The organism is Oleiphilus sp. HI0086 (assembly GCF_001635225.1).
This window is the reverse complement of the sequence record NZ_LWFZ01000123.1, coordinates 1-12,274: the sequence shown is the minus strand read 5'-3', so window position 1 is coordinate 12,274 and position 12,274 is coordinate 1. Positions and strand designations below refer to the sequence as shown.

Genomic DNA, 12,274 nt, shown 5'->3' with positions numbered 1-12,274 from the left:
AAACTAAAAAAGCCATGCTTAGTACAGACCAAGGCATGGCTTTAAAGGGTTGCTTATTTCTTAATCGTCCCCGCTAAATGCCATGAGTAGCTGAAGCAAGCTTAGGAACAAGTTATAGATCGACACAAATAGTGTCACGGTAGCTAGAACGTAGTTTGTTTCGCCGCCGTGAATGATCTCACTGGTTTGATACAGAATGATCATAGACGAGAAAAGTACAAACCCCGCAGAGATCATTAGCTGTAAACCCGCGATATCGGTAAAGATACCAATAACCATTGCACCTAAAAGAACAAAGAAACCAGCAGTAATCGTACCTGCCAAGAAGCTAAAGTCTTTACGTGTGATCAAGGCATAAGCCGAAAGACCAAAGAATACGAATGCGGTTAAGCCAAGTGCGTTAGCAACTAAGTGGCCAGCGCCTGCGCCAATGAACATGCTAAGGATGGGGCCAATTGTATAACCCATAAAGCCTGTCAGTGCGAAGGTAAGTACAAGACCCATGCCGCTGTTAGCCGTTTTGTGAATACCGAACAGTAAACCGTAAAAACCAACCAGCGTTATGATCATGCCAGGGTGTGGCGCGTTAATAACCATTGCGATATAGGCAACGGCAGCTGAAAAGGCCAGCGTTAAACCTAATAGCATGTATGTGTTCTTAAGTACCGATGAAACATCAGCACCTAAAGCCGCTTGCGAATTAGCACCCATAATATTGGCGAGGTTATCACCTTGAGTGTGAGCCGCCTGAGCTTGTGGATGTCTATTATCTTGCATGTAATGCTCCGTTTTAAACCAAGTATGTTTAGTTAGAATAATACTACATTTACATGCCTATAATAGTGGCGAGTATAGAAAATTCAACTCTCAAAAACTTTAAAAATAAATCGTTGACACCGCTAAAAAAATCATTAGTATACACCTCGCTTTCGACATGAAAGCAATTGCGGTGAGCTGCCAGAGTGGTTGAATGGACTGGTCTTGAAAACCAGCGTGGGTTAATAGCCCACCCGGGGTTCGAATCCCTGGCTCACCGCCATTTTTACTCCTTGATTTCCCAAGTTATTAGTTAAGATTCAAAGCCTCTTGGGGCAACTTTGGGGTAAAAACGGGATCCTTAGTGCACCTCCTAGCACGTTAAAATCTTATTCTAATCCTAAAAATGGTGAAATCAACTTAGCAGTGCTAGGTCTGTCTTCATGTATTATTTTTCCATAATGCTTTTTTAGCATCGATTCTGATGTGTGCCCCATAATTTCAGCAACAATACCAAGTGGTACATACTTTGTTATTAGCATCGATGCGAAAGTATGTCGACACTGATTTGGGCCTCTATGCCGCACGTTAGCTTCTCTCAACAAGGTTTCATAAGCTGTTCCTACTGACCGCTTGCTAAAAAGCTGCTCGTCTGTTTGTGATTTGAAGTTCTTGAAAATAGGTCGGATTTTATAGGATGTCGAATGTGTGTTGCTTCTGTTCTTTACACTGATTTCAATCGGTTTGTTCGTATATGAATATCTATGCTGCTTCAATAAAGTATCGATAGCAGGCCTTAACAATTGAAAAGAGCGTGTTCTTGAGGCTTCCTTAGGCACTTTGAATTCGTCACTTACATAAGCACGTTTAATATTTACTGTGTATGTGTTGAAGTCGATATCTTCCCACGCTAATGCGATTACTTCCGAAAGAGAGAGTCCTGTCCAGCACGTAAAGATGAACATGTTTATTATTTCTGGTCGACTGTAGTCACGTCTTTCTAGTTCAATTATTTTTTCCAGTTCTTTTATTGTATATGGATCAGCTTCAGGACCCTCTGTTTCATCTCTCTCAAGATTAGGTATACGTTCCATTATGTCTGTCTTTGTAATGTGATCCTGGTAAGCCAGTCTTGTCACGCCGCGTAAGACCGTAAACACGTCGTTTACGGTCTTAACTTTCATTTCCAGGTTTTGTGTTAAATGTTTTCTGAAATTTGTAATATCAGTCGTTCGTAGTGATCGTATCGTTTTATCACCGAAATATGCCTTTACATGTTTCGCTTTGGCTTCATAGCCTTCGATTGTCGACTTAGCGCGGTTTTCTGATTTCAATTCCAGCCACATCTCAACACCTCTTGAAATGGTTAGGTCAATATCATTACTAACCGAACCCGAATATTTAAGCGCGTTCTGAGAGTTCGGAAAATGTGCTTGATAATCGAAACTGCCAGACTTTATTTCGTTCAAAATCACCGCTCTTTTGTTAGCGGCATAGTTAAGCGAATTCTGATTAATTTTGAGAATGCCGGTAATGGGCTCCCTCATTCTTTTTCCATCTAACTGGAATGCAATCCGGATGTTATTTCCATGAATTTCGACGCCCTTAGGAATTTTGAACTCAGTTTTCTTGCTCACAGTTTTCCCTCCATCCAATCGTCAATCGCTACTGGGTTATAAACTATGCGGTTAGCAGGGTTCCGGATAAAATGCTTGCCCTCCAACCAAAATGCACAGCGGTACTTCTTTAACTGATCGTTTGTAAATCCATGAGTAGCCTCGAGTATTTTCTGGTGAACCCAGCGCCCATATTGAATCGATATGTTTGTTTCTCTATTCATTGCATTAGTTACCTGTTTAAGTGATTTGAGGCTCTACTTTAAGCGTGTTTTCCGCGCACCACCGGTGCGTACGGCGTGTATTTTTAACGTACCGCGCAACAAGGTGTTCGTTTTCTATTTTATGTTTTGAATAAGAGACGCAACAAAAATGGTGAAAACCTCCATGTTTGAAGGTTTCTAATAAATTTTAGTGAAAGAGGTATGGTAATAAGTTTGTTAAAGATGCCTTTATTAATGGGTTTTGTTCCAACGTTTTTGCTGAAGGGGGGGGGCAAGGCGTACGGTAGGGGTACGCAAGGGTGTGTCTGCTGATATGTTTATAGATAAGCGTGCATTGGTACTTCTGTAGTACCCCTTGTGCACACCTACACGTTCGATTAGGGGAAATAGTCACCGACAGAATTAACAGAACTGATTTTCATAATCTTTTTAAGGAGAACAAGATTGTCAAATCTTTGTGCTCATTATATTTGAGCACAAAGTTTTGATTGTGAGTGCTCATCTTCTGATGAGCACAAGGAATTAATTAAGTGAATTTTTATTGGAATTAAGAAATTAGCAGCGAATTCAAAAAAGCTATTATGAGCATAAACTTTTGGTTTTCGAATGTTGCTTATAGAAAACCTTATATGAGCATAAACTCTGAAAAGTTTGTGTCTTTAGTCTTATTAATAGTCCAAAATCCCTACTTGAGCATAAACCCTTTATGCTCATCCTTATAGGTGTATTTTTAACGCGATTGGAGATGGCGTTATTTGGCTTTATTAAACTCGAGCAAGCATTTTTTAAAAATTGGTAGTTTCGGGTTTTGAAAAGTTTGATGTTTGGGCTCTCCAAAGTTAATAGTTAACGATTGGTCACTTAGTTTGTGCAGGGTACGTAAAGTATCTGGATTAATTTCTCTACGAACACTGGCTAGAAGAGCCTTAAGTTCAAGGTCGAATTTACAATCCACTTCCAGACTCTATATGCTTCAGTTAATTTCACAAAGATGTAAAAACTTAAATCGTAAGGTTTATGCTCATTATTCCTGAGCACTTCCTTTGTTTTGTAAATGCTCAGGAATGATGAGCACAAAAAATAACTTATTTGTGCACATAGATGAGGGCTTTAAAGAATGATGTACGATGACCTTGAGCATAAAATACTATCCTGAGCACAAACTTCTGAAATCTCAAATTACAGGTGGTAAAACCTATCCTGAGCACAAGGTTTCGAAAAGTTGTGTCTTTTAGTTTTAAAATGGCCAAATTCCCTATCCTGAGCACTAACATGTTGTGCTCAGGTTTTTTAGTGTATTTAGGTGCGATAGAACCTTGCGATTATGTCGTTGGTTAAATTCAAACTACGCATTTTTCAAGGCTTGTGTATTTCGAGTGGGGTATATTTTGCTCTGTCATGAGTTTTCTTACAGTTGTCATGAATGATTGATCAGAAAGGTCGCAGAGCCGTATTTGTGTGATAACTGGCTCTCCATTTTCAACGTGTTTGGTTTCGGTTTTAAGTGGGAGTGCTTGAGGTTTAATGACGCATTTTCCTTCCTGAAACCTGAAGCCCAAAGTTATTGGGTGGACCTTAATAGGGCAATTGTCACTAACAGGATCGTTCAACTTCAAAGTCGATTGGACACTGAATTGACCAATGACCTTTTGGATAATCGAAGCAATTGATTTTTCAATTACGTATCGTTCGAAGGTGTTCAGTTTAATGCATCCGGATATTTGATGTAGGCCTTTGGGATTAGATCTTCTCATACGTTCAGACAAGTTTTCCGCAGATACGGCAATACCACGTGTTAAAGATCTCTCTAGATCTTTAGTGGCAAGTTCAAAATCTCCCAAACATACTCCCGAACTATTGTGCCAATTTCCCTCCTTGCTTTTCCAAATGGTACCTAGCTCGTCTCCAATATCACTTACGAGAGCTAAGACATGTCTTTTCCAGTGATCTGGCTTTTCTTGCCAGTGAGTACCGTAGCTGTAGATATCTTGGTTTAGGATGATATTGCGTAATAGGTCAGTTGTGTAAGTCATAGAGTTCTCCTTTTGTGGTCACCTCCAAAAATATGTCACTTATAAAATACGCAAGTATTATTGATTTCATGAGCGCTAGGAAATTATTAGAATGAAGTACAAGTAGTTGTAAATCTTATATTTTATATAGCTGAGCGTTCGAATATGGGGTAGACTGGGTTGCCTGAGGAATCTGGTTGGTTTGGTTTTGTCCCCCTGGAGTCCCTAACACAAGAAGTAGCGAACAGACATACTTGCTCGAAAGGTTTCAGGGTAGAAACCAAAAAATCTTAAGTCGTTTAGTTTAGGAAGAATAAAACGGTTTATTTGATTATAAAAAGCGAGCCACAATGAATAACTTAGGGACTATTGAAGCCCTCAATACAATATATAAACACCTTCCTTTACACGCAGAAGAGGGCGGTGAAGCATCTTCCGTTAATATTCGTGACAGTATTTCCAAAGACTGTCCAGATAACGTAGAAATCACTTCAGCAATTTCGTTAGTTGAACGATTATTCGTTGGACTGGGTTTGCTGGATGATACTTTGTTAGAGCACGGTATCTGGCGATTCAAATCTTTTCCTGCTTCATTGATGGCTAAGTCGTTGCTGTCTTCACTTAAAGATAGTGATCAGAGCCTATTTCCAAAAGGTTTCTGGGGTGCGCAAAGTGACCACTCTGAAGTTGTTGAAGAACAGCGTAATGTATTGCACTACTTAGAAAACCAAAGACAAAGGCACCACAATACTTCTGCGCAGCCCGTTCGTTACGTACATGTAGCTTGGGGTCTTATTTCAGTGGATGGTAAGTTTCTGCTAAGGCACCGAGAAGATAAGACCCGTAAGAACCGAAACAACTATGTGTTAATTGGTGGTCGTGTCTCGCAAAACGATTTAATGGAAGCGAACAAAGAGCTAGATACACTCGCTGCAGTCAGTCTCTTACAAAGCCCAGAGGCATCCAATCAATCTGACGCAATAGAGGTCGCCCTTGAGCGAGAATTATCTGAAGAAACAGGTTTGAATCCTAAAGAACACTATTCCTATTCATCTTGGCGCACCATTAAACCTTACACCGCTGTCGAAGGCGGTGGTGCAAATCATGCGCTAACGGAATACCGAATACATGTTTACCATATTAATCTTACTCAAGATGGCCTACTTGCGCTTTCTAAACGCATCCGCGCAGATGAAAACCTAACATGGTTTACGGCTGATGAGCTTGTTAAGGCTAAGTCTCAAGATGGCAGAATGGCGTATATCGATGCCTTGATCGAGGATCACGATTCTAAAGATGATTGGCGTAAATCTATAGAGAGTATCTCTCCAAGCTATGTGAATACACTCTCAGAGCTTCCAGATTCTTTTTCAACGACATTCTCGCTAGATAATTCAGAGAAAATCAGCGCTGGTAAGACCGGCAAAGAAAAGGACTTAGATTGCAATTTAACTGATGAAGAGCACAACTTGCTGCTAAGCTTGAGTCTCTTTGCAAAGGATTCCGAAGCTGAGTCATGCTCTGAACGAATTCAGCTATTAATAAATGGTTGGGTAGAAATAGTTGATGACGATCTTAATGACTGTGCGAGAAGTTTAACTAATAAACTAAGTGATGCAGGCTTACCGATTATTGAAGGTTATAAAGAGCGCTTTTACCGTCTAGCCTTGGCAGGATCGAACGTTTATTTCCATAAGGTAGCATTTGAATATCGTTTAGAAGATTCGGTCGATAAGAAAACTCAATTAATTGTTACGAGAAATCCGATTGCGACTGACCTAATTGAATCTGAATCAGCTTCTTACACCAAAGAAATTTCTGGAGCGCTTAAGATTGGCCTGAAAGAGCTCATGGCCGATAAAGACGTTAGTGGTGACTCACAGAAAGACCTTGATACCTTCAAAAAGAATGTTCAAAGGTTGTCTTCCCTAAATCAAGGGATTGGCCTAAGAGCGCTGATACGTTCATTTAAATCTAACTTCCAGCTTTTTGATAAAACCGAAGACGAAGAAACACAGACTAAGGAATCAAGTCGATGAGTTCGATTGAAAGCACACCAACACCCAATAACCTAGCAGCATATTGTTGGTCGATCGCCGACCTGTTACGCGGCGACTTCAAGCAAAGCCAATACGGCCGCATCATCCTGCCATTTACGCTCTTACGCCGCCTTGAATGTGTTTTAGAAGAAACCAAAGAGCAGGTTTTAGCTAAATTCGAAGAAATACAGACAATGAACCTGCCCGAAGAAGCGCAGGAAAAGCTGCTGATTCGCGCTTCAGGTTTAAGTTTTTACAACACCTCAAAAATGGATCTCTCCAAGCTGGGCCAAAACGGCATCAAACAAAACCTGGAAAGCTACATCCAAAGCTTCTCCAAAGATGCCCGTGAAATCTTCGAGTTCTTCAACTTCGCCGAATTCCTAGGCCAGTTAAACGATGCCGACTTACTGTTTAAAATCGTACAAAAAGTCCGCCAAACCGATCTTAGCCCCAAGGCCATCTCCAACCACGATATGGGCCTGGTGTTTGAAGAGCTGATACGCCGCTTTGCTGAAGGCTCCAATGAAACCGCCGGGGAACACTTTACCCCCCGTGATATTGTGCGCCTCACCACCTCCCTGGTATTTATGGAAGATGATGACGCCCTCACCAAGCCCGGCATCATCCGCACCATCTACGACCCCACTGCGGGTACCGGTGGCTTCCTCTCCTCGGGTATGGAATACGTGCACGAGTTAAACCCACAAGCGGTCATGCGTGCCTTTGGCCAAGAGCTTAACCCTGAGAGCTACGCCATCTGTAAAGCCGATATGCTGATCAAAGGCCAGGACGTCACCAATATTAAACTCGGCAACACCTTATCCAATGATCAGCTCGCAGCCTCCAAGTTTGATTATATGCTCTCCAATCCGCCCTTTGGTGTCGATTGGAAAAAGATCGAATCCACCATCAAAGACGAAAACACCCTCAAGGGCTACGACGGCCGCTTTGGCCCAGGCTTACCGAGAGTGAGCGATGGCTCGTTATTATTCCTCATGCACCTGATCAGCAAATTAAGACCGAACGAAGGCGATGTACATGGAGGTACAAGTGTCGCGGGAGGCAGGACGCCGGGAGCGACCGGTGGCCGTATTGGCATCATCCTCAACGGCTCACCCCTGTTTACCGGTGGTGCAGGCAGTGGCGAGAGCGAAATTCGCCGTTACATCCTTGAGGCCGACCTGCTTGAAACCATCGTCGCGCTGCCCACCGATATGTTCTACAACACCGGCATCGCCACCTATGTATGGGTGCTGTCGAATAAAAAGGCCGATGAGCGCAAAGGCAAGGTACAGCTGATCAACGGCGTAAACCTCTGCGGCAAGATGCGTAAATCCCTAGGCTCCAAACGTAACGAAATGAGCAGCGATGACATCGCCACTATCACCCGCAGCTTTGGAGCCTTTGAAGTGGTGGATGCTCGTGAGCTGGATAAACCTGCCGAACAAAAAAGCAACCGTGGCCGACAATCGGAAAACCCTAAAACGGAAGCCCCCAAAACCTTCGCCAGTAAAATCTTCGCCACCCATGAATTTGGCTACCGCCGCATCACCATCGAGCGCCCATTACGCGAGAGCTACCAATTCAATGATGAGCGCATCGCCGAGCTGCGCTTTGCCCCCAAGCCGTTAAACGCGCCGATGAAGTGGGTATATGAAAACTATGCTGAAAGCTGGAGCGATGACGAAGGCTGTGAGAACTACGGTGTATTAGCCGAGAATGAAGCCGACATCCGCAAACACTTGAAAACCCATTTCAGTGATTTAAAAGAAGCCAAAATCAAAGAACTGTTAGACCACAAAACCTGGGCAGCACAAAAGCAATGCCTGCTAAAAGCCAAGCAGCTACAGGCAGAGATAGGCACTGTACAGTGCGATGATATGAACGGCTATGAAGCCGCCATCAAAGCCGCCTGCAAAGCTCAAGGCATTAGCCTGGATACCAAAGAGAAAAAACAAATCACCACCGCCGTAAGCTGGAAAAACCCGGCAGCGGAAAAGGTGATTAAAAAGCTGCATAAAAATACCGAAGCCAACCCGCTTTATGGTCTGTTTGAGGTGGATGGAGGTGCCGGCAGCGAAAAGAGAGTGATTGAGTACAAAACCGATGGTGACTTGCGTGATAATGAAAACGTTGCCCTTGATCCATCACAAACCGTCAATGCGTTGAACGAAGCCTACTTCAAAAAAGAGGTACAACCCCATGTACCCGATGCCTGGATCGATGCCAGCAAGACGGATGATAAAGATCAGGAAGTGGGCATCGTCGGTTATGAAATTCCGTTTAACCGCCATTTTTATCAGTACCAGCCGCCAAGAGATTTGGAAGCGATTGATGCGGATTTGGATGCTGTGTCTGCCGAGATTATGAATTTGCTGCAAGAGGTGCATTCGTAATGGGTAAGTATCAAGCATACCCTGAGTATGTTGACTCTGGAACTCAGTGGCTGGGAGAGATTCCAGCGGATTGGGAATTATTTGACGGTAAGCGTTTATTCAAGAATCGAAGGGAGCCTTCATTAGAAACGGATGAGCAACTTGCGGCCAGCCAAAAATATGGCGTTGTTCCTCAGTCTTTGATGATGAAACTGAATGATTCAAAAGTCATGCTGGCATTGAAAGGAACCAGTTCATTTCGTCACGTTGAGGAGAATGATTTTGTAATTAGTTTGAGAAGCTTCGAAGGCGGAATTGAACATAGCAAATACGTAGGATGCGTTTCACCAGCGTATACAGTTTTATCTTCCGTGAAAGATATTGCGCCTAAATTCTATCGTTATCTATTTAAAAGTAAGCCATATATAGCTGCTTTACAGTCAACAACAGATAGTCTTCGCGATGGGAAATCCATAACATTCGAGCAATTTGGTGCCATTCCTCTTGTCTTACCGCAATTTGAAGAACAAGAAAAAATCGCCAACTTCCTCGACCACGAAACCGCCAAAATCGACACCCTGATCGAAAAACAACAACAGCTGATCAAACTGCTAAAAGAAAAACGCCAGGCCGTGATCAGTCATGCCGTCACCAAAGGCCTCAATCCCAGCGTCCCCATGCGCGACTCAGGTGTAGAGTGGTTAGGTGAAGTGCCGGAGCATTGGGAAGTAAAAAAATTCAAATACTTATGCGACAGAATCATTGCGGGGCCTTTTGGCTCTAGCATCACCAAAGATATGTACGTTAAAAATGGCTACAAGGTATATGGGCAAGAGCAGGTGATACCAAATGATTTTGAGATCGGTGATTACTATATCAATGAAAAAGATTACACAGAACTATCCCGTTACATCGTTGGTGAAGGCGATATTCTTATTAGTTGTGTAGGAACATTTGGAAAAATCGCTGTTTTTCCAGAAGGTGCTGAGCCAGGAATAATTAATCCAAGATTGATAAAAGCTGAGATCTGCCAAAATCATAACCCGTACTACATCAGAGAATTACTTAAAAGTGAGATGGTCTTTAAACAATTCGAACTTTTGAGTAGAGGTGGAACAATGGGAGTTATTAACATTGCTATATTGAGTGAAATATTAGCTGCTGTACCTCCTGAGAATGAGCAGAGTGAAGTAGTAGAATATATCAACCAACAAAAAGAAAAGTTCAGCAGCTTGATTGATCAGGCAAATAAGGCTGTTCAGCTGTTACAGGAGCGCCGTACGGCTCTGATCTCAGCAGCCGTAACCGGAAAAATTGATGTCAGAAGCTGGCGAGCCCCAGAACCATCCGATAATCAAAACAAGGAAGTAGCCGCATGAGTACATTGTCAGGAAGCGGTAAGGCTAACGAGTTTACCTTTCAAAATGATATGGTCGATCAGCTAGTCGCTAACGGCTGGCTGCTGGGTAAGCCTGAAGGCTACAACCGTGAACTGGCCCTGTATGAAGAAGATGTGCTGGGTTTTGTTAAAGAAACCCAAGATGAACAATGGCAAAAGTTCTGTGGCCTATATCCCCCTTCACCTGGAAATGAAAAGCATCCTGAGCAGAAGTTTTTAGAGCGTGTCGCATCCCAATTAAATAAAGCCGATCCTAACGCTGCCAATAAAGAGATGCGTACCTTTGGCACCTTGGGTGTCTTACGCCATGAGCTGCGTGATCGTGGTACACGCTTTAGTTTATGCCAGTTTAAACCCGAACATGATTTAAACCCGGATACCCTGGCGCGTTACAAACAGAACCGTTTACGGGTAGTACCGGAGCTGGTGTATTCACCTTGGGCCAATGAAGCAGAATTAGAGGCAACAGGTAATAAGGCTAAAGCATGGCGTATAGATCTGGTTTTATTTGTCAATGGATTGCCAGTGGCCACGCTGGAGTTAAAGTCTGAATTTAAACAGGCGGTGCAAAACGCAATAAAACAGTATAAGACAACAAGATTCGCAACCGATCCGGCGACTAAGAAACCCGAACCACTCCTTAGCTTTAAACGCGGTGCACTGGTGCATTTTGCCGTCAGCCAGTATGAAGTGTATATGGCCACGCGCCTCGAAGGGGAAGACACCTTCTTTTTACCCTTTAACAAAGGCACCAAGGATGGTGGAGCCGGTAACGATGTACCTAAGGATGTGAATCAGTACGCCACCGATTATTTATGGAATGAGGTGTTACAGCCCGATAACCTGCTGAATATTCTTGCCCGTTTTGTGCATTTACAAATCGAAGAAAAGGAAGACTGGGAAGGGCGTAAGTACAAGAAAGAGACATTAATCTTCCCGCGTTACCACCAGTGGGATGTGGTCACCAAATTGGTTGATGCTGCCCTTACCGAAGGCCCAGGTAATAAGTATCTGATACAACACAGTGCCGGTTCCGGTAAATCCAACTCCATTGCCTGGTCGGCGCATCAGTTATCCAGCATTCATACCGCAGAAGGTAACAAACTGTTTGATTCGGTGATTGTGGTCACTGACAGAACCGTGCTGGATGATCAGCTGCAAGAAACCATCTCGCAGTTTACCTCGGTAGAAGGTGTGGTGGGGCGTATTAACCGCAGCGAAGGTGATGGCTCCAAATCGGAAAAGCTGGCCGCAGCGCTGGAAGGTGCAACGCCGATTATTATCGTTACCATTCAAACCTTCCCCTATGTATTAAAAGCCATTGAAAACAGCGTCAGCCTCAAAGAGCGTAACTATGTGGTGATTGCCGATGAGGCCCACAGCTCACAAACCGGCAGCACCGCACGCCAGCTAAAAGAAGTGCTGATGGTTGATGGCAAGCCGCAAGATGAAGATTTAACCACCGATGATATTCTCGATGCAGCCGTGGCCTCACGCCGTGCCTCCAGCAACCTGAGTTACCTGGCCTTTACCGCAACACCGAAAACCAAAACGCTGGAGCTGTTTGGTCGTTTACCCAAACCGGAAGAAGCGCCTTCCAAAACCAATAAGCCCGAAGCCTACCATGTGTACACCATGCGCCAGGCCATTGAAGAAGGCTTTATCCTCGATGTGCTGAAGAATTACACCAACTACAAAGTGGCCTATAACCTGGCCTTGAAGATAGACGGTGCCGATGAAGAGGTAGAAAGCAAAAAAGCTAAGGTGAAACTCAACCAGTGGGTGCGCCTGCATGACTACAACATCAGCCAGAAAGTGCAGGTGATTGTGGAGCACTTTAAAGACAATAT

General features: G+C 43.5%; 8 protein-coding genes and 1 tRNA gene. 5 read left to right on the top strand and 4 right to left on the bottom strand.

Features of this window, described 5'->3' with window-relative positions; genetic code table 11:
• Positions 1 to 60 precede the first annotated feature (60 nt).
• Positions 61 to 711 carry a Bax inhibitor-1/YccA family protein gene (locus A3756_RS01740; protein WP_068509429.1) on the bottom strand — a complete coding sequence of 217 codons (651 nt, stop codon included), beginning with the start codon at positions 709 to 711 and terminating at the stop codon, positions 61 to 63.
• Positions 712 to 948: 237 nt separating this feature from the next.
• On the opposite strand from A3756_RS01740, the gene A3756_RS01735 reads away from it, so the two are divergent.
• Positions 949 to 1,039, top strand: a tRNA-Ser gene (locus A3756_RS01735).
• Positions 1,040 to 1,145: 106 nt separating this feature from the next.
• Here the strand turns inward: A3756_RS01735 and A3756_RS01730 are convergent.
• From A3756_RS01730 to A3756_RS01715, 3 genes are all read right to left on the bottom strand, one after another.
• The gene (locus A3756_RS01730; protein WP_068513085.1) at positions 1,146 to 2,393 is read right to left on the bottom strand and encodes a DUF3596 domain-containing protein; all 1,248 of its coding nucleotides are present in this window, start codon (positions 2,391 to 2,393) and stop codon (positions 1,146 to 1,148) included.
• On the bottom strand, positions 2,390 to 2,596 hold the full coding sequence (gene xisR, locus A3756_RS01725) for an excisionase family protein (RefSeq protein ID WP_068513088.1): 207 nt from the start codon (positions 2,594 to 2,596) through the stop codon (positions 2,390 to 2,392). Before xisR ends, A3756_RS01730 begins: the two co-directional genes overlap by 4 nt.
• Before the next feature lie 1,340 nt (positions 2,597 to 3,936).
• Positions 3,937 to 4,629, bottom strand: coding sequence for a hypothetical protein (locus A3756_RS01715; RefSeq protein WP_068513873.1), 693 nt, complete (start codon positions 4,627 to 4,629; stop codon positions 3,937 to 3,939).
• Between the two features lie 329 nt (positions 4,630 to 4,958).
• Here A3756_RS01715 and A3756_RS01710 point away from each other — a divergent pair, with 329 nt between their 5' ends.
• The 4 genes from A3756_RS01710 to A3756_RS01695 all read left to right on the top strand — a co-directional run.
• Positions 4,959 to 6,647 carry an NUDIX hydrolase gene (locus A3756_RS01710; protein ID WP_068513870.1) on the top strand — a complete coding sequence of 563 codons (1,689 nt, stop codon included), beginning with the start codon at positions 4,959 to 4,961 and terminating at the stop codon, positions 6,645 to 6,647.
• Positions 6,644 to 9,046 carry a class I SAM-dependent DNA methyltransferase gene (locus A3756_RS01705; RefSeq protein ID WP_068513868.1) on the top strand — a complete coding sequence of 801 codons (2,403 nt, stop codon included), beginning with the start codon at positions 6,644 to 6,646 and terminating at the stop codon, positions 9,044 to 9,046. Before A3756_RS01710 ends, A3756_RS01705 begins: the two co-directional genes overlap by 4 nt.
• Positions 9,046 to 10,404, top strand: coding sequence for a restriction endonuclease subunit S (locus tag A3756_RS01700; protein ID WP_068513865.1), 1,359 nt, complete (start codon positions 9,046 to 9,048; stop codon positions 10,402 to 10,404). Before A3756_RS01705 ends, A3756_RS01700 begins: the two co-directional genes overlap by 1 nt.
• On the top strand, positions 10,401 to 12,274 hold a 1,874-nt coding region (locus A3756_RS01695), incomplete at its 3' end, for a DEAD/DEAH box helicase family protein (protein ID WP_156490186.1). The genes A3756_RS01700 and A3756_RS01695, both read left to right, overlap by 4 nt.